14 protein-coding genes are annotated in these 18,450 nt (G+C 65.2%); 12 read left to right on the forward strand and 2 right to left on the reverse strand.

Features of this window, described 5'->3' with window-relative positions:
• From WKW80_RS00005 to WKW80_RS00015, 3 genes are all read left to right on the forward strand, one after another.
• Positions 1-1,744, forward strand: a 1,744-nt coding sequence (locus tag WKW80_RS00005) for a DUF637 domain-containing protein (RefSeq protein WP_340361483.1), incomplete at its 5' end; no start/stop codon positions are given.
• A gap of 7 nt (positions 1,745-1,751) precedes the next feature.
• On the forward strand, positions 1,752-2,135 hold the full coding sequence (locus WKW80_RS00010) for a DUF596 domain-containing protein (protein ID WP_340361484.1): 384 nt from the start codon (positions 1,752-1,754) through the stop codon (positions 2,133-2,135).
• Positions 2,101-4,134, forward strand: coding sequence for a hypothetical protein (locus tag WKW80_RS00015; protein WP_340361485.1), 2,034 nt, complete (start codon positions 2,101-2,103; stop codon positions 4,132-4,134). The genes WKW80_RS00010 and WKW80_RS00015 overlap by 35 nt, the downstream gene beginning before the upstream one ends.
• Here the strand turns inward: WKW80_RS00015 and WKW80_RS00020 are convergent.
• Complete coding sequence (locus tag WKW80_RS00020) at positions 4,037-5,488, reverse strand: amidase (RefSeq protein WP_340361486.1); 1,452 nt, start codon at positions 5,486-5,488, stop codon at positions 4,037-4,039. The genes WKW80_RS00015 and WKW80_RS00020 overlap by 98 nt on opposite strands.
• Positions 5,489-5,603: 115 nt before the next feature.
• Here WKW80_RS00020 and WKW80_RS00025 point away from each other — a divergent pair, with 115 nt between their 5' ends.
• The 6 genes from WKW80_RS00025 to WKW80_RS00050 all read left to right on the forward strand — a co-directional run bounded on the left by WKW80_RS00025 (position 5,604) and on the right by WKW80_RS00050 (position 11,736).
• Positions 5,604-6,608 (forward strand): LysR substrate-binding domain-containing protein, encoded by a 1,005-nt coding sequence (locus WKW80_RS00025; protein ID WP_340361487.1) that lies wholly within the window; start codon positions 5,604-5,606, stop codon positions 6,606-6,608.
• Between the two features lie 147 nt (positions 6,609-6,755).
• Positions 6,756-8,207, forward strand: coding sequence for an aspartate ammonia-lyase (locus WKW80_RS00030; protein ID WP_340361488.1), 1,452 nt, complete (start codon positions 6,756-6,758; stop codon positions 8,205-8,207).
• A gap of 131 nt (positions 8,208-8,338) precedes the next feature.
• Positions 8,339-9,232 carry a transporter substrate-binding domain-containing protein gene (locus WKW80_RS00035; RefSeq protein ID WP_340361489.1) on the forward strand — a complete coding sequence of 298 codons (894 nt, stop codon included), beginning with the start codon at positions 8,339-8,341 and terminating at the stop codon, positions 9,230-9,232.
• Positions 9,233-9,332: 100 nt separating this feature from the next.
• On the forward strand, positions 9,333-10,052 hold the full coding sequence (locus WKW80_RS00040; protein ID WP_340361490.1) for an amino acid ABC transporter permease: 720 nt from the start codon (positions 9,333-9,335) through the stop codon (positions 10,050-10,052).
• A gap of 243 nt (positions 10,053-10,295) precedes the next feature.
• A complete protein-coding gene (locus tag WKW80_RS00045) occupies positions 10,296-10,985 on the forward strand; it encodes an amino acid ABC transporter permease (RefSeq protein ID WP_340361491.1) in 690 nt (229 codons plus the stop codon).
• A gap of 13 nt (positions 10,986-10,998) precedes the next feature.
• The gene (locus WKW80_RS00050; protein ID WP_340361492.1) at positions 10,999-11,736 is read left to right on the forward strand and encodes an amino acid ABC transporter ATP-binding protein; all 738 of its coding nucleotides are present in this window, start codon (positions 10,999-11,001) and stop codon (positions 11,734-11,736) included.
• Between the two features lie 93 nt (positions 11,737-11,829).
• On the opposite strand, the gene WKW80_RS00055 is transcribed toward WKW80_RS00050, so the two are convergent.
• The gene (locus WKW80_RS00055) at positions 11,830-12,744 is read right to left on the reverse strand and encodes a LysR family transcriptional regulator (RefSeq protein WP_340361493.1); all 915 of its coding nucleotides are present in this window, start codon (positions 12,742-12,744) and stop codon (positions 11,830-11,832) included.
• A 177-nt stretch (positions 12,745-12,921) separates the two neighbouring features.
• Here WKW80_RS00055 and WKW80_RS00060 point away from each other — a divergent pair, with 177 nt between their 5' ends.
• From WKW80_RS00060 to WKW80_RS00070, 3 genes are all read left to right on the forward strand, one after another.
• Positions 12,922-13,779: an alpha/beta hydrolase gene (locus WKW80_RS00060; RefSeq protein ID WP_340361494.1), complete on the forward strand. Its 858-nt coding sequence runs from the start codon at positions 12,922-12,924 to the stop codon at positions 13,777-13,779.
• Between the two features lie 155 nt (positions 13,780-13,934).
• Positions 13,935-15,173, forward strand: a complete 1,239-nt coding sequence (locus tag WKW80_RS00065) for an efflux RND transporter periplasmic adaptor subunit (protein WP_340361495.1) — start codon at positions 13,935-13,937, stop codon at positions 15,171-15,173.
• 28 nt (positions 15,174-15,201) lie between these two features.
• The gene (locus tag WKW80_RS00070; protein WP_340361496.1) at positions 15,202-18,438 is read left to right on the forward strand and encodes an efflux RND transporter permease subunit; all 3,237 of its coding nucleotides are present in this window, start codon (positions 15,202-15,204) and stop codon (positions 18,436-18,438) included.
• Positions 18,439-18,450 lie beyond the last annotated feature (12 nt).

Below are 18,450 nucleotides of genomic sequence, written 5' to 3' on the forward strand. Positions count from 1 at the left end.
TGCGGTGAGCGGCGCCGTGACGGCGGGCCTCACTGCGCTGGCAAGCCAGGCGGCCGTGGCCCTCATCAACAACCAGGGCGACGTGGGCAAGACCCTGCACGACCTGGGTTCCAGCGCCAGCGTCAAGAGCCTGTTGACCGCGATCGTCACGGGCGGGGTGCTCGGTGGATTGAACATGAACCCGACCGGCCTGCCGACGGCGGGCGCGGGCTCGCAGGAATTCCTGACGCAGTTGGGACAGAACCTCCAGGCGGGTGCGGCCAGGGCGCTGATCGACACGGCGATCAACGGGGGCAGCCTGGAGGACAGCCTGAAGAGCGGGCTGAAGGCGGCGATCCTGGACACGGTGGCGGCGCAAGCGGCCAATGCGATCGGTGGCCTGAGCATGGGCGACGATGCGGTGCTCGACGGCTTCACCAACAAGGTGGCGCATGCGATTGCGGGCTGCGCCGTGGGGGCGGTGCGTGCGGACAACGCGGGCGGCTGCGGGGCCGGGGCGCTGGGCGCGGCGGTGGGCGAGATGGCTGCCGAGGCTTATGGGCGGCAGATCGACACGACGCAGTTCGCCGCGATGCTGGGCGGGATCGCGGTGGCCATCGCGGGGGGTGACGCGACGCAGATCAACCTTGCGAGCCAAGCGGGGGCGAATGCGGCGGCGAACAACTATCTGAATCACACTGAAGCAGCCCGACTCGCGCCGGCCGCGAGTGCCTGCAATAAAGGCAACTTGGATCAGTGCAGGGTTGCCACGAACCTGATAGCGACCAGTGACGCGCGAGATGACGCGTTGGTGTCTGCTTGCCTCGCTCCACAAAGCCAAGCCTGTAGCTCCGCAATTGCAGACTTCAAAATCGCACAAGCGTCCTATGCTGGGTTCCCAGCCCTTAATGGGACGGCCGCTTTCAGATTTGTCAACGCAACGCTAAGTTGGGTGCCCGTCGGGTCAATGCCAGACACGACGCCTGGCGAGGTGTTCCACGGTTGTGGTGGGCCAACCAATGTTTGTGTGGTGACCAGCGAGAGGGACCCCCAAGGCAACTACATTTTCCGGCCCGCCAGTCCTCTTGAGGCCGCCGCTGAAAGCGGTGCCATCACCGCGATCACCCGTGATGCAATTATTCGAGGAGCGATTGACTACGGTCTGGATGCCATTGCGATAGCGGCAGCGGCTCGCCTCGGCAGTACAACAGTGACGGCATCGGATGTTGCAGGCCTACGTATCGTCAATGGAGAGGTGCTGAATAGCCGCGGCACAGTGATTGGGCGGCAGGACGCCGCGACGGGGCTCTTTGTACCGGCTACCCCGCCTGCGGGAACGCCGCCAGGGGCGAATATTGGCTCCCAGTCGCGCTTGAACGAACTCACAACACTGTTCGACAAGCAGAATGTGACGAGCGAGATATCGCTCTATGGCAGGACGTACACCGCAACGGTCGAAAGTAATCGAACAGGAACAACGAAGGTGTTCAATACGACCAATCTCTCCGATGCGCAATTGGAGGCGCAGGCCAAGGCCTACGTCAACGATTTGACTGGGGGTGCGGCGCTCAACCCGGTTGCGGGGAATCCGCCCAATGTGTGGCTAGCGAGGCTGGCGGATGGGACGACGGTGAACTTGCGGTCTGTGTCGAGCTCTGTGATTGGCGCCACTGGACGTGAGGCGCGATGGACCATTGACGTAAAAGACAACCCTCAGCTTGCGGGGGTCATCGCTCGTGATCGTGTCGAGATCAAATTCAAGTAGAGACTTCATGCTGACCAACGAACAGTTCATATTTGTGGCTGAGGGCTGCGAGGGCATGGAACTAGATGCCGTTTGGGACTATTTCGCGAAGCCATTCGGAACCCGATTCCTGGTGCATGGTCACGCATCGTTCCACGCCCGTCGCGAAGCGTTCCTCTGGGTCCTTCGCCGCTTGCTCGACGAGCACCGCATTGAGCTAGTGAACATGCAGACGCATAAACCCATTGGTGGCACTGTGGACGAGCAAGTGAACCGCTTCAGGAGTGCATTCCCCAAGGACGATGCCGAAATGAACAATGGCATCTGGTTCTTCACCGAGGCGTGCCCCGGCGGCTCCGCCTGGAAGCCGCATGTCGATGAGCCAGATGATCGTGTCGATCGCCCACACTGAGGGTCCAATAGGTTTTCCTCTTGCCCACGCCGACGGCGACCTCAACGTGCGCACCACGACCGCAGCAGGCTCCTTCGGCAACAACAGCATCGACCGCGTGGCGGGCCTGTACGTCAGCAACCCGGGCGGCACGCTGGTGGCCAGTGCCGGGCATGACGCGAACCTGATCGGCGCCATCCTGTCCAACCAGGGCCCGGGCGGCACCACCTCCGTCACCGCCAGGAACGACATCAACCTCGGCACCGTGACCGAATCCAGAACCCTGGCCGGCGCGGGCAAGGGAACATTGCTGGCGGCAAGCAGTTCCAGCGAACTGGGAGCCACCATCGCGACCCAAGGCACCACGACGCTTAATGCAGGGCGGGATGTGAACGCGCGCCAGGCCACGGTGGATGCGGGTGGCGGCTTGCTGAGCGTGCACGCCGGCCATGACATCAACATCCGCTCGGGCGCTGCACAAACCGCCGGCAACTACACCGCCGAGTTCACCGACAAGGGCCTCCTCAGCCGCACCACCACCAAGGCCTCCGGCAGCTACGAATCCAGCACCAGCGTGGGCAGCAGCTTCTCCGGCGGCCTGCTCGCGATGACCGCGGGCAACAACATCGCCATCGAAGGTTCGCGCATCCGCGGCACGCAAGGCGTGCTCGTCGACGCGGCCAACGATCTGGCCATCGTGGAAGGCCGCAGCACCGGCGGCATGCGCATCGACGTCGACAAGACCAAGAAAGGCATCAACGCTGGCGCCGCCCTGGGCGGCATGCTCACCACCGGCCTCCCCGTCCTCTTCGGCGAGGGCAGCAGCAGCGGCACCGGGATCGAAATCCAGTCCGACATCGCATCGCCCAGCACCATCGCCAGCAGCAACGGCGGCATCCTCCTGCAAGGCGGCAACAGCGTCTTCCTGCAGGGCGTGCAGGTCGATGCGGGCAAGGACGTCTCCATCAAGGGCGGCAGTGTCGTCATCCAGGCGGCCACCAACAGCCAGTCGGTGACGGGCGCGACCCGCAGCAAGAGCCCGTGGTACGACTTCGGCCATGCGGCCGTGCTGCTCGATGCGGCCGAGGGCATCAATGCGCGCGAGCAGACCTCCACCCGCATCGACGACACCCGGCTGGCGCGCACCGGCATCAGCGGGGCGAACGTCAACATCACCGCCGCCGACACCTTGGCGCTGGCGGGCACCACCATCGACGCGCCCGGCAAGGTGACCCTCAAGGCCGACACCCTCATCATGGGCACGCAGGCCAGCGAACAGACCACCTACGTCACCAGCCAGGGGCGCGACCTGGTCTACCAGATCGCCCGCGACAACGGCCATACCGACCAGACGACCGGCTACAACCAGATCAACGCGGGCAACCTGGCCATCGATGTCAACCATGTGCAAGCCGGGCTGGGCGCGCGCGACAGCATCGAGGCGCTGGCCCGGCAGCCGGGCATGGGCTGGGTGCAGCAACTGATCAACGACCCGAGCTTCAACGGCAAGGTCGACTGGGCCAAGATCGAGGAGGTGCACAAGACCTGGGACAACGGCCACCAGGGCCTGACGCCGGAGGGGGCGGCCATCGTGACGGTGGTGGTGGCGTACTTCACGGCCGGGGCGGCATCGGGGATAGGTGCGGCGCTGGGTGATGCGGTATCCACTGCGGGCGTGGCGGCCATGGGCGAAGGAGGTCTCATCGCCGCCGGGGGATTGACCGTTTCCACTGCGGTGAGCGGCGCTCCAAGCCCGAGGGCTATCGCACGGCCAGGGTCACGGCTGGATTCAATCTCAACGCAGCCTTCTGATCTTCCATGCCCATCGGTGAGCCCTCTCGCGCGGTCTTCAAGGCGGTCGGGGCGACGACCCAGCCACGACTCTGCGCCTTCTTGCGGATCGAACCTGCGAGGGCAACGAGTCAGTTCTGCGCCGCCGCAGCGGGTGGCCGCATCGCAGACCATTCGCATGCCTTGTCATAGGCATGGCCCAGGCGCAACACCGCCAGGTCGGCATTGACCGGGCCGGCCAGTTGCAAGCCCATCGGCAAGCCCTGCGCGCCAAAGCCGGCGCGCAGGTTGAGCGTCGGCACGCCGGCCAGGGTGAAGGGCGTGACGATCTCCATCCAGTGGTGATAGGTCTTGCTGGGCACGTCGGCCACGTGCGGAGGCCAGTGCAGTTCGGCGTCGAAGGGGAACATCTGTGCCGTCGGCGCGGCCACGAAATCGAACTGTTCGTAGAGGCGCACGAAGGCCCGGTAGACGTTCGACCTGAACATCGTGGCCTGGTGCAGCGACGCGGCATCGAGTTGCTTGCCCTGCTCCATTTCCCACAAGGCCTCGGGCTTGATGTGCATGTGAAATGCGGGGTCGGAGCCCAGTGCGCTGAGCTTGCCGCTGACGATGAGCTGGCGCAGGCGAAGCCAGGCGGTCCAGTTCTGCTCGCGGGGAACGTCGAGCACGCACGGCTCGACCTCGCAGCCCAGCGAGCGGAATGTCTGCAACGCGGATTCGCACAAATCGCGCACGCCGGCCTCGACGGGCAGGTCGGGCCAGATGCTGCCGAGCCATCCGATGCGCAAGCCCTTCGCGTCGCCGCTCAGGTCCAGCGCGTCGGCGGAGGGCAGGGCGTCGGTCATGGAGAGCGGCACGCGTGCGTCGAAGCCGGCCTGTACGCACAGCAGACGTGCCGTGTCTTCGACCGTGCGGCCCATCGGGCCGTCGCAGCCCAGTTGCTGAAAAAACAGCTCTTCGTCAGGCGAGCCCGGCACGCGGCCGCGCGAGGGGCGCATGCCGATCACGTTATTGAACGCGGCGGGGTTGCGCAGCGACCCCATCATGTCGCTGCCATCGGCCACCGGGAGCATTCCCAGCGCGATCGCCACCGCCGCGCCGCCGCTGCTGCCGCCGGCCGTCTTTGTCGGGTCCCAGGCATTGCGGGTGACGCCGAAGACCTTGTTGTAAGTGTGCGAGCCGAGGCCGAACTCGGGTGTGTTGGTCTTGCCGATGATGACGGCACCCGCCGCGCGTGCGCGGGCGACATGCAGGCTGTCGACGCGGGCCGGGCTCTTCGGCGCGAGCGGCGAGCCCATTGACGTGGGCAGGCCGATGGCATGGCTGAGGTCTTTCACCGCCAGCGGAAAGCCGTGCATCCAGCCCATGCGCTCGCCGCGCGCGAGCTGCGCATCGCGTTCGCGGGCATCGGCAAGGCAGGCGTCCGGGTCGCGCCGCGAGACGATCGCGTTGAAGCGCGGGTTCAGCGCATCGATGCGTGCGAGCGAGGCTTGCATGACTTCGACACAGGACACGTCCCGGCTCGCAATGCGGCGGGAGAGTTCGGTGGCGTCGAGTTCGGACAGTTGGGCGGTTGGCATGGCACCGGCATCGTAGCCCCGCTATATCTGAGCGCAAGGGCGCGCAGGTTTGGAGTTTTCCCTGCCTCGACAAGGCACTTCAAGCTCATGCCGCAAGAACATAATGTGCCGACTTATGGAAACCAAGTGGCTGGAAGATTTCGTCAGTCTGGCTGAAACGCGCAGCTTCAGCCGTTCCGCCCAACTGCGGCACGTGACACAGCCGGCGTTCTCGCGGCGCATCCAGGCGCTCGAAGGCTGGGCTGGCACCGATCTGGTCGACCGCACCTCCTATCCCACGAGCCTGACGCCGGCGGGGCAGACGCTCTACGGCCAGGCGCTGGAGATGCTGCAGGGCCTACAGAGCACGCGCGCCATGTTGCGCGGCCACACCGCGGCGGCGCAGGACGTCATCGAGTTTGCGGTGCCGCACACGCTGGCTTTCACCTTCTTCCCGGCATGGGTCACGATGCTGCGCGAGCGCTTCGGGCCGATCAAGAGCCGGCTGATCGCGCTCAACGTTCATGACGCGGTGCTGCGCCTGGTGGAAGGCAGTTGCGATTTGCTCATCTCCTACCAGCACCCTTCGCAGCCGCTGCAACTCGACGCCAACCGCTACGAAATGGTGAGCCTCGGCAACGAGCGGGTGTCGGCCTGGGTCAAGCCCGATGCCGACGGCGCGCCGTGCTACCGGCTGCCGGGCCGCGCCGGGCGGCCGCTGCCATACCTGGGCTACGCGCCGGGCGCCTACCTGGGGCGCGTGGTGGACCAGTTGCTCAAGCAGTCGGGTACCGCGATCCATCTCGACCGTGTGTATGAAACCGACATGGCCGAAGGTCTCAAGGTGATGGCGCTGGAAGGCCATGGCGTCGCCTTCCTCCCGTACAGCGCGGTGCGCCGCGAGGTGAAGGCTCGCCGGCTGGTGAGCGCGTTGCCGCCGGAGATGGACGGCCTCGACGTCACGCTCGAGATCCAGGCCTATCGCGAGCGGCCCGGCGCGGCGCCGGCTGCAAAGTCTTCGGGGCGGGCGGCCAAGGGCGCCGCCACGGATGCCGTGCCCGCCAGCAAGAGCGCGGCCGATGCGCTGTGGGCCTACCTGCGGGCCAGTCCGGTCGCGGTGACGCGCGGCAACGCCGCGTGAAGCATCCATGACGATCCTGCATGACGGCGCCCGCATACGGCATTGGCGCACGTCGGCACGCGAACATACAGTCGCCGCAGTCTTGCTGTCATGCACTCATCCACCTGCGCGCCGGGAGTGCGCATCTCTTAAAGTCGAGGCCTAGCAATGGATTCCAACTTTCGTACCGAACACGACTTCCTCGGTGAAAAGCAGATTCCCGCAGTCGCTTACTGGGGCGTGCACACGGCCCGTGCGGTCGAGAACTTTGCGATCTCCGGTACGCGCGTGTCGGCCATGCCCGACCTGGTGCGCGCGCTGGCCCACGTGAAGAAGGCCGCGGCGCGTGCCAATGCCGACCTCGGCGCGCTCGACCGGGAGCGCGCGGGCGCGATCATCCTGGCATGCGAAGACCTGATCGAGGGCAAGCTGCTCAACGAATTCGTGGTCGACGTGATCCAGGGCGGCGCGGGCACCTCGACCAACATGAACGCGAACGAGGTGATCTGCAACCTCGCGCTCGAAAAGATCGGTCACGAGAAGGCGCGCTACGACGTGCTGCATCCGAACGATCACGTCAACGCGTCGCAGAGCACCAACGACGTCTATCCGACGGCCGTGCGGCTCGCGCTGTGGTTTGCGATCGGCCGGCTTCTCGTCTGCATGGCCAACCTGCGCCAGAGCTTCGAAGCCAAGGCGCTCGAATTCCGCGATGTGCTGAAGATCGGCCGCACCCAGTTGCAGGACGCCGTGCCGATGACGCTGGGCCAGGAATTCCTGACCTACGCGATCATGATCGGCGAGGACGAGGAGCGCCTTTCCGAGGCCCGCGCGCTGATCGAGGAAATCAACCTCGGCGCGACCGCCATCGGCACCGGCATCAATGCGCCGCACGGCTATGCCAACCTGGCCTGCCAATACCTGGCGGAGCAGACGCAGGTTCCGCTGAAGCAGGCCGCCAACCTGATCGAGGCCACGCAGGACACCGGCGCCTTCGTGCAACTGTCGGGCGTGCTCAAGCGGGTCGCCACCAAGCTCAGCAAGACCTGCAACGACCTGCGCCTGCTCTCCAGCGGGCCGCAGGCCGGCTTCGGCGAGATCCGCCTGCCGGCGCGACAGGCCGGTTCGTCGATCATGCCGGGCAAGGTCAATCCAGTGATTCCGGAAGTGATGAACCAGGTCGCATTCGAGGTCATCGGCAACGACATCACCGTCACGCTGGCGTCGGAGGCGGGGCAATTGCAGCTCAACGCCTTCGAGCCGATCATGGGCTGGAGCCTGTTCAAGAGCATCCAGCACCTGGGCAACGCCTGCATCACGCTGCAGAAGAACTGCGTGGAAGGCATCGAGGCCAACCACGAGTTCCTGGCGAAGCGGGTGCGCGAGTCGGTCACGCTGGTCACGGCGCTGAATCCGATCATCGGCTACGAGAAGGCCGCGCTGATCGCCAAGACCGCGCTCAAGTCCGGCGGCCCCATCGATGAGGTGGCCGAGGCGCTGGGCATCATGACGCGCGAGCAGATGGCTGCGCTGCTGGTGCCCGAGCACCTGACGCAGCCGGTGCGGCTGGTCAAACCGGTTCCGCCGGCGGCGATTCCTTCGGGCACAAAGCCTGCTTAGCATTCGATGCAATTGCGCTGTGCGTCGATCCCGCAGGGTGCCTTGCGCACCAGAACCGGGCGCGGGTATTCCCGAGAACGTGGATGCTTAGAATTTCGGACGATGTGCCACCATTTATCCAAGGAGTCTTCATGAAGAAACAGCTACTGGTTCTTGCCATTTCCGCCGTCGCCGCAAGCGGGGCATTCGCGGAAGAGACGCTGGCCAAGATCAAGGCCTCGGGCGTCATCACCGAAGGCGTGCGCGAATCGTCAGGCCTGTCGTACACGCTGGGCAACGGCCAGTACACCGGCTTTCACTACGACGTTTGCGCCAACATCATCAAGGACCTTGAAAAGGTCGTTGGCAAGAAGCTGGAAACCAAGTACCAGCCGGTGACCTCGCAGAACCGCGTGCCGCTGGTGCAGAACGGCACCGTCGACCTGGAGTGCGGATCCACCACCAACAACGCCACCCGCGCCAAGGACGTGTCCTTCGCCGTGACCACCTACGTGGAAGAAGTGCGCATCGCCGTCAAGGCCAACTCGGGCATCTCGTCGATCAAGGACCTGAACGGCAAGACCGTGGCCACGACCACCGGCACCACGTCGGTCCAGACGCTGCGCAAGAATGAACGCGCCGGCGGCATCGACTTCAAGGAACTCTATGGCAAGGACCACTCCGACAGCTTCCTGCTGCTCGAATCGGGCCGCGCCGATGCGTTCGTGATGGACGGTTCCATCCTGGCCTCGAACATCGCCAAGGCCAAGTCGCCTGCCGACTACAAGATCGTCGGCGAAGTGCTGAGCGTCGAGCCGATCGCCATCATGATCCGCAAGGACGACCCGGCATTCAAGAAGGCCGTGGACGACAGCATCAAGAACCAGATCAAGAGCGGCGACCTGGCCAAGCTATGGGACAAGTGGTTCCTGAAGCCGATTCCGCCGGCAAACGTGACGATCAACCTGCCCTTGTCGCAAGCCACCAAGGATGCGTGGGCGAATCCGAACGACAAGCCGATGGAAGACTATCAGGCCAAGAAGTGATCGCACTGCGACGCTGACTTGCAGGACGCCCGCCAACTCGGCGGGCGTCTTACTTCACATCGGCGCTCGCCGACTTTCGATGTTTTAGAGGAGACTCCCGATGGGAAACTGGGCTTGGCTAACAGAGGATCCGGGGGGCAAGCACCCGACGTACTGGGAGTGGATGCTGAGTGCGTGGGGCTGGACGGTGTCTGTCGCCCTGTTGGCGCTGGTGGTGGCCCTGGTGCTGGGCTCGCTGATCGGCATCATCCGCACGCTGCCTGACAACCCCTGGCTGGTTCGATTCGGCAACGCCTGGGTCGAGTTGTTTCGCAACATTCCGCTGCTGGTGCAGATCTTCCTTTGGTACCACGTGATTCCGGCCCTGGTCCCGTTCATGAAGGGCGTGCCGCCGTTCATGCTGGTGGTGCTGGCGCTGGGTTTCTTCACGTCGGCGCGCATCGCCGAGCAAGTGCGCTCGGGCATCCAGGCGCTGCCCAAGGGCCAGCGCTACGCGGGCATGGCGGTGGGGTTTACCACGCCGCAGTACTACCGCTACGTGATCCTGCCGATGGCCTATCGCATCATCATGCCGCCGCTCACGAGCGAGACGATGAACATCTTCAAGAACTCGTCGGTGGCCTTCGCGGTCTCGATCGCCGAGATGACGATGTTCGCGATGCAGGTGCAGGAAGAAACGTCGCGCGGCATCGAGGTCTACCTGGCCGTGACGGCGCTCTACGTGATTTCCGCGCTGGCCATCAACCGGCTCATGTCGTTCATCGAGAGGAAGACCCGCGTGCCGGGCTTCATCGTTTCGGCCGGCGGCGGGGGGCATTGAGATGAAGCACCCCCGAAGCGCCTGCGGCGCCTCCCCCTCCAGGGGGCGCACCCAGCGGCCCGGCAAAGCCGGTTCCGCGGGGGAAATCAAGCACCCCCGAAGCGCCTGCGGCGCCTCCCCCTCCAGGGGGCGCACCCAGCGGCCCGGCAAAGCCGGTTCCGCGGGTGCCCACGAACAGACTTCGCCGTGCTCGTCCTGTGTTCATGCGTCGCGGGAGACGCTCGGCGTCATGGAGCAACTGAAATGATGCATCTCGACCTCTCCTTCTACAACTGGGACGTCATCAGCAGTTTCGTCCTGAAGGGCTTCTACTTCAGCCTGACGCTGACGCTGGTGGCCACGGTGGGTGGCGTGATCTTCGGCACCTTGCTCGCGCTGATGCGCCTGTCCGGCAAGAAGTGGCTGGACGCGCCCGCCGCGGTGTACGTCAACGGCATGCGCAGCATTCCCCTGGTGATGGTGATCCTGTGGTTCTTCCTGCTGATGCCGGCGTCGTTCTACGCGCTGTTCGGCAAGGCGGGCGTCAACTACCGCTCGGAAATATCGGCGGTGATCACCTTCATCGCCTTCGAAGCCGCTTACTTCAGCGAGATCATGCGCGCGGGCATCCAGTCGATTCCGCGCGGCCAGGTCCATGCCGCGCAGGCGATGGGCATGACCTATGGCCAGCAGATGAAGCTGGTGATCCTGCCGCAGGCGTTCCGCAACATGCTGCCGGTGCTGCTGACGCAGACCATCATCCTGTTCCAGGACACTTCGCTGGTGTATGCCATCGGCGCGTACGATTTGCTCAAGGGCTTCGAGACGGCGGGCAAGAACTTCGGACGGCCGATCGAGGCCTACCTGCTGGCTGCCGTCGTGTATTTCATCCTCTGCTACGCGCTGTCCTATCTCGTCAAGCGCCTGCACAAGAAGATCGCCATCATCCGATGATCGGAGTTAAGAAATGATTGAAATCAAGAACGTTTCCAAGTGGTACGGCCCGGTCCAGGTGCTCAACGATTGCTCGGTCAGCATCAAGCAGGGCGACGTGGTCGTGGTCTGCGGCCCGTCGGGCTCGGGCAAGTCGACGCTGATCAAGACGGTGAACGCGCTCGAGCCCTTCCAGAAGGGCGAGATCACGGTCAACGGAATTGCGCTGCACGACCCCAAGACCAACCTGCCACAGCTGCGCTCCAAGGTGGGCATGGTGTTCCAGCACTTCGAGCTGTTCCCGCACCTGTCGGTGACCGAGAACCTGACGATCGCGCAGATCAAGGTGCTCGGCCGCAGCCCTGAGGAAGCCAAGACGCGTGGCCTGAAGATGCTCGATCGCGTGGGTCTGATGGCGCACAAGGACAAGTTCCCGGGTCAGCTGTCCGGCGGCCAGCAGCAGCGCGTGGCGATTGCCCGCGCACTGAGCATGGACCCGATCGTGATGCTGTTCGACGAACCCACCTCGGCGCTCGACCCCGAGATGGTGGGCGAAGTGCTCGACGTGATGGTGACGCTGGCCAGGGAAGGCATGACCATGATGGTGGTCACGCACGAAATGGGCTTTGCCCGCAAGGTGGCCAGCCGCGTGATCTTCATCGACGTGGGCGGCCGCATCCTGGAAGACTGCTCGAAGGACGAGTTCTTCAGCCATCCGGAAAACCGCCAGCCGCGCACCAAGGATTTCCTGAACAAGATCCTGGCGCACTGAACCCTGCGCTTGCGCACCATTGAAAGCCCCCTTCGCGGGGCTTTTTCGCTTGTGGCACCGCCGACGAAGATGGCCGCACCCGGCGGCCTCGGATCAAAGCCGCTGCAGATGCGGGTGCTTCGCAAAAAGTTCCGCCGCCCAGTCGACGAAGGCCCGCACCTTCGGACTCAGGTGCCGGTTGGGCGGATACACCACGTGAACCGGCAACGGGTCGCGCGTCCAGTCGGGCAGCACCTCGACCAGTTCGCCCCGCTCGATGTGCGGCGCGGCCTGGAAGGTCACGCATTGCGAGATGCCGAAGCCGGCCAGCACCGAGGCAAGGTGCGCATTGCTCTCGTTCACCGACACGCGGTATGTCACCGACAACTCGATTCGCTCGTCGCCCTTGATGAACTCGTGCGGGTAGTTGCGTCGCGAATTCGACGCGAAGAAGCCGACGACGTGGTGCCGTTTTTCCAGATCGCCCGGATGCTGCGGCATGCCGTAGCGCTGGATGTAGGCCGGCGATGCCACCGTCGTGAATGGCATGGTGCCGATGCGCCGCGCCACCAGCGATTGGTCGGACAGGTCGCCGGCGCGGATCACGCAGTCGACGTTCTCGCCGATCAGGTCCACCGGCCGGTCGGTCACCCCGAGGTCGACCTGGATGTCCGGATACTGGTCGCAAAAGCCTTGCAGCGCCGGGATGATGATCATCTTGGCGGTGGACGAGCCCACGTCCACCCGCAGCCGCCCCTTCGGGCTGGCCTGCGCGTTGGTCATGCTCGATTCGAGGTCGTCGAAGTCGTTCAGCAGGCGCGCGGCGCGCTCGTAATAGGCGGCACCGTCCGGCGTGACGGTGACGCGGCGCGTGGTGCGGTTCAGCAGTTTCACCTGCACCCGTTCCTCCAGCGCCTGGATCTGCTTGGTGACCGTGCCCTTGGGCAAGTCGAGCGAATCTGCAGCCCGCGTGAAGTTGCCGGCTTCGACAACCCGGACGAAGGCGCGCATCGCGTGAATGGGGTCCATGGGTCAACTCCTGGGGCCCCGGCCATGTCGCCGGGGGAGCGGGATTCTCAGAGCGAAAACCCGCGATTGTTCATTGTGCGGAAACAGAGTGGGATGCTCGAGGCTGATTTCAACCCACTGAAGGCGCCTAGTATTCCAACCATCGCAGTTTTGTATTGACCCTTCGCAGGTACACCCATGTCACCCCGTCCATTGTTGCCCGCCGAGAACGCCGAAGCGTCGAGTGCCGCCGAATGCGACATCACGATCGAATTGCCGAAGCGTGGTGCGGTAAAGGCGCGCACCTACGGGGAGCGCACGGGCGTCGTCGGGTCGCCGCTGGTCCTGCATTTCCACGGCGGCACGTTTGCATGCGGTGATCTCGACGACGGACGCATGGTGGCGCGATTGCTGGCCGGCACCGGTGCGGTCGTCGTTTCGGTGGCCTATCCGCTGGCACCGGAGAACCCGTTTCCCGGCGCAATCGAACTGGGTTTCGACGTGCTGGAGTGGCTCTACAAGAACCGGGTGAAGCTTGGCGGCAAGGGTGCGCGGATGTTCCTCGCGGGCGAAGAGGCCGGCGGCAATCTGGCAGCGGCCGTTGCCCTGATTGCGCGTGACCGCGGCCATCCGCCGCTCGCGGGGCAGATCCTCTTGTCGCCGATGCTCGACCCCTGTACTGGAACGCCGTCGCTGCGCAAGGCGATGGACGACGCAGTGCAATGCAAGTGGGCAGCCGGCTGGGCCAAGTACCTCGGCCGTCCCAAGGATGCGATGCATCCCTATGCGGTGCCGGGCGCGTCGCTCCGGCTCGGCCAGTTGGCACCCACGCTGGTGCTGGTCGGGCAGGACGATGCGATGCGCGATGAAGCGATGACCTATGCGGGCCGCCTGCGTGAAGCGGGCAACGAGGTGCAGAGCATCGTGTTGCCGCCAGCCTCGCAATGGGCCGAGGCATTGTCACAGGGCGCCAGCGGCGAGTGTCCGTGCGCCGTGACGGTGAAACAGCACTTCCGCGAGTTTTTCAGCGCAACGACGCCGCCCCCGGCGAACTGAGACCGACGACGACGGGGCCGCCCGCATGAGCGCCGGCCGCCGGGATTCCAGGCCGACAGAGACCTCGGCTCTTTTTACAAGACAAATGCTTTCTGGCGCCCCCCCGCGCCGGCTGGCCCTTCGCTTTCCCGAATTGACCCAAAGGACGAAACATCATGACCAAGCAACAAATTACTTCCGCGGCGCGCAAGGGCCTGTGGCCGGCCATCACCGGCCTGACGGCGGTCGTGGCCGTTGCTTCCGCGTTGTTTGGGGGCATGCATTCGATGCAGGCCGAGGCCAGCAGCCCGCCAGCCGCGCCGCAGGCCATTCCTGTGTCGGTGGCGGCGGTGGCTGCCAGCGACGTCACGGCGTGGGACGAGTTCTCGGGCCGGCTCGAAGCGGTCGAACGCGTCGACGTGCGCTCTCGCGTGGCCGGCGCGGTGCAGGCGGTTCACTTCAAGGAAGGCTCGCTGGTGAAGCAGGGCGAGTTGCTGATCACCATCGACCCTGCGCCCTACGCAGCCGACGTGGACCGCGCCGAAGCGCAGGTTGCGGCAGCGCAAGCCCGCGTGACTCAGGCCCACAGCGAGCAGGAACGCGCCAGCCGCTTGTGGAACGAGCAAGCCATCGCGCAGCGCGAGTTCGACGAGCGCAGCAATGGCAAGCGCGAGGCGGAGGCCAACCTGCGCGCCGCGCAGGCGGCCTTGCAGACGGCGCGGCTGAGCCTCGGCTACACGCAAGTGAGGGCGCCGGTGTCGGGCCGCATCGGCAAGCTCGAAGTCACGGTCGGCAACCTCGTCGCAGCGGGCCCGGGGGCACCGGTGCTGACCACGCTGGTGTCGGTGAGCCCGATCTACGCAAGCTTCGATGCCGATGAATCCGTGATCGTCAAGGCGCTGAAGGACCTGCCCGGCGGCGCCAGCGCACGCAACCTGATCGAGCAGATTCCGGTGCAGATGGGCACCGCTGCCAGCACCGGCACGCCCATCGAAGGCAGGCTGCAGCTCATCGACAACCAGGTCGATGCCCGCAGCGGCACGGTGCGCGTGCGCGCCGCCTTCGACAACAAGGACGGCGCGTTGATCCCCGGCCAGTTCGCCCGGATCCGCATGGGCCAGGCCAGGAGCAGCAACGTGATGCTGGTGAGCGAACGCGCCATCGGTACCGACCAGAACAAGAAGTACGTGATGGTCGTCAACGGCGACAACAAGACCGAGTACCGCGAGGTCACGCTCGGCGCGCCTGCCAACGGATTGCGCGTGGTGGCCAGCGGCCTCAAGGTCGGCGAGCGCATCGTGGTCAACGGCCTGCAGCACGTGCGCCCCGGCGCGCTGGTGGCGCCGCAGACCGTGCCGATGGATGCGACTGCCCAGGCGCCCGCGGCCAGCAAGGTCGTCGCCTCGAATTCCTGAAGCGCCCGGGCGCTTCTGAAAGCACATCATGAATCTCTCGAAATTCTTCATCGACCGGCCTATCTTTGCTGGCGTGTTGTCGGTGCTGATGCTCATCGCCGGCCTGCTCGCGCTGCGCAGCCTGCCGATCTCCGAGTACCCGGAAGTCTCGCCGCCCTCGGTGGTGGTACGCGCGCAATACCCTGGCGCGAACCCCAAGGTGATAGCCGAGACCGTCGCGTCGCCGTTGGAGGAATCGATCAATGGCGTCGAAGGCATGCTCTACATGGGCAGCCAGGCGACCACCGACGGCGTGATGACGCTGACGGTGACGTTCCAGCTTGGCACCGACCCGGACAAGGCGCAGCAACTGGTGCAGAACCGCGTCTCGCAGGCCGAGCCGCGGCTGCCCGAGGAAGTGCGCCGGCTCGGCATCACGACCGTCAAGAGTGCGCCAGACCTGACGATGGTGGTGCACCTCGTGTCGCCGAACGATCGCTACGACATCAACTACCTGCGCAACTACGCGGTGCTGAACGTGAAGGACCGGCTCGCGCGCATCCAGGGCGTGGGCCAGGTGCAGATCTTCGGTGGTGGCGAGTACTCGATGCGCGTCTGGCTCGACCCGCAGAAGGTTGCGCAGCGCGGGCTCTCGGCGAGCGACGTGGTGAATGCGATCCGCAGCCAGAACATCCAGGCTGCGGCCGGTGTGGTGGGTGCCTCGCCAGGGCTCTCGGGCGTCGACATGCAGTTGTCGATCAACGCCCAAGGCCGTCTGCAGAACGAGGAAGAGTTCGGCGACATCATCGTGAAGACCGGTGGCGATGGCGCAGTCACGCGGCTGCGCGACATCGGCCGGCTCGAGCTTGGCGCGGCCGACTATTCGCTGCGCTCGCTGTTGAACAACGACGCGGCGGTCGGCATGGGCGTGTTCCAGGCGCCGGGCTCGAATGCGCTCGACATCTCGGCCAATGTGCGCAAGACGATGGACGAGCTGGCGAAGAACATGCCCGAAGGCGTGGAATACCGCATCGCCTATGACCCCACGCAGTTCGTGCGCGCGTCCATCGAATCGGTGCTGCACACGCTGCTCGAGGCGATCGCGCTCGTGGTGCTGGTGGTGATCCTCTTCCTGCAGACCTGGCGCGCGTCGATCATCCCGCTGCTGGCCGTGCCGATCTCGGTGATCGGGACGTTTGCGATGTTGCATGTACTGGGCTTCTCGATCAATGCGCTGAGCCTGTTCGGGTTGGTGCTGGCGATCGGCATCGTGGTGGACGATGCGATCGTGGTGGTCGAGAACGTGGAGCGCAACATCGAGGCGGGGCTGACGCCGCGCGAGGCGACGTACCGGGCAATGCGCGAGGTGTCGGGGCCGATCATCGCGATTGCGTTGGTGCTGGTCGCGGTGTTCGTGCCGCTGGCGTTCATCACCGGCCTCACGGGCCAGTTCTATCGGCAGTTCGCGGTGACCATCGCGATTTCGACGGTGATCTCGGCGATCAACTCGCTGACGTTGTCGCCCGCGCTCGCGGCCTTGCTGCTGCGCGGCCATGACCATCCGAAGGACGCACTCACGCGCGGCATGGACCGCGTGTTCGGCTGGCTGTTTCGCGGATTCAATCGCCTGTTCCATCGCGGCTCCGAGGCCTACAGCGGTGGTGTCAAGAACGTCATCTCGCGCAAGACGCTGATGCTCGTGATCTACCTTGCTCTGATCGGCGTGACCTTCGGCCTGTTCAAGGCCGTGCCGAGCGGCTTCGTGCCGGCGCAGGACAAGCAATACCTCATCGGCTTTGCACAACTGCCCGACGGCGCCACGCTCGACCGCACCGAGGACGTGATCCATCGCATGGGCGACATCATGAAGAAGAACCCGAACGTTCAGGATGCGGTCGCGTTCCCGGGCCTGTCGATCAACGGCTTCACCAACAGCTCCAACTCGGGCATCGTGTTCGCGACGCTCAAGCCCTTCGACGAGCGCAAGCGGCCCGACCAGAGCGGCGGTGCCGTCGCGGGCCAGTTGAACCAGCAGTTCGCGGGTATCCAGGATGCATTCATCGTGATGTTCCCGCCGCCGCCGGTGGCGGGGCTGGGCACCACGGGCGGCTTCAAGCTGCAACTGGAAGACCGCGCCTCGCTCGGCTACGACGAGATGGACGCGGCCGTGAAGGCCTTCATGGCGAAGGCCTCGAAGGCGCCTGAACTGGCCGGCATGTTCACGAGCTGGCAGGTCAACGTGCCGCAGCTCTATGCCGACATCGACCGCACCAAGGCGCGCCAGCTCGGCGTGCCCGTGACGGACATCTTCGACACCATGCAGATCTACCTCGGCAGCCTGTATGCGAACGACTTCAACAAGTTCGGCCGTACCTACAGCGTGCGCGTTCAGGCCGATGCGCCGTATCGTGCGCGCGCCGAGGACATCGGGCTGCTGAAGGTGCGCTCCAACTCCGGCGAGATGGTGCCGCTGTCGGCGCTGATGAAGGTCAATTCGAGCTTCGGCCCTGAGCGCGCCATGCGCTACAACGGCTACCTTGCGGCGGACATCAACGGTGGCCCCGCGCCGGGCTATTCGTCGGGCCAGGCGCAGGACGCGGTCGAGCGCATTGCGGCCGAGACGCTGCCCAAGGGCATCGGCTTCGAATGGACCGAGCTGACGTACCAGGAGATCCTTGCGGGCAACTCGGCGGTGCTGGTGTTCCCGCTCGCGATCCTGCTGGTGTTCCTCGTGCTCGCCGCGCAGTATGAAAGCCTGACGCTGCCGCTCGCGATCATCCTGATCGTGCCGATGGGCCTGCTCGCCGCGATGACCGGCGTGTGGATATCGAACGGCGACAACAACGTGTTCACGCAGATCGGATTGATCGTGCTGGTGGGCCTCAGTGCGAAGAACGCGATCCTGATCGTGGAGTTCGCGAGGGAACTGGAGTTCGCGGGCCGAACGCCGATACAGGCCGCGATCGAGGCGAGCCGGCTTCGCCTGCGCCCGATCCTGATGACCTCGCTGGCCTTCGTGATGGGTGTGCTGCCGCTGGTGCTCTCGACCGGCGCCGGCGCCGAGATGCGCAGCGCGATGGGCGTGGCCGTGTTCGCCGGGATGATCGGCGTGACCGCCTTCGGCCTGTTCCTCACACCGGTGTTCTATGTCGCGCTGCGCAAGCTGACCGGCAACCGGCCGCTCAAGCTGCATGGCGAGGTGCCGCACCTCGAAGCGTTCAAGACGGGCGCCGGTGGCGGCGCACTGCACGCGCAGCCAGCGGCGCCGCACGAGTCGCATGAATGAATGAGGCAGGAG

Source organism: Variovorax humicola, from assembly GCF_037889915.1.
GTDB classification, from domain to species: domain Bacteria; phylum Pseudomonadota; class Gammaproteobacteria; order Burkholderiales; family Burkholderiaceae_C; genus Variovorax; species Variovorax humicola.